Source organism: Pseudomonas sp. HY2-MNA-CIBAN-0224, from assembly GCF_040310285.1.
In the GTDB taxonomy this organism is placed as follows: domain Bacteria; phylum Pseudomonadota; class Gammaproteobacteria; order Pseudomonadales; family Pseudomonadaceae; genus Aquipseudomonas; species Aquipseudomonas helleri.
This window is the reverse complement of record NZ_JBEOPQ010000614.1, coordinates 1-263: the sequence shown is the minus strand read 5'-3', so window position 1 is coordinate 263 and position 263 is coordinate 1. Positions and strand designations below refer to the sequence as shown.

1 protein-coding gene is annotated in these 263 nt (G+C 45.6%); it reads right to left on the bottom strand.

Going from position 1 to position 263, the window contains the following annotated elements; translation table 11 throughout:
* Positions 1-13: 13 nt before the first annotated feature.
* Positions 14-263: exodeoxyribonuclease VII small subunit (gene xseB / locus AAEZ03_RS27770; protein ID WP_350583108.1), on the bottom strand; the 250-nt coding region annotated here is incomplete at its 5' end.

Genomic DNA, 263 nt, shown 5'->3' with positions numbered 1-263 from the left:
AATGAGCCTATCTCTAGCTGTTGCTATTTTCTGTTTTATCTTCTTCAGCAAAAGCGGCATCCAATGCTTGTTGTACTGCATTGATGCGCGTCTCGCAAACGCGATAAGCGGCAATTGATTCTTCCACCGTGGTCATCAAGTTGTCGATATCAGGCTCATCTTGTTGCTGCAATTCAGCCGCATTGGTTTTTAGAATATCGTAAGCTGCCTTAAAGGTTTTTGGGGCGGCTTTTTTGCGCTTGCGAGTAGGGGTAGTCATAGCG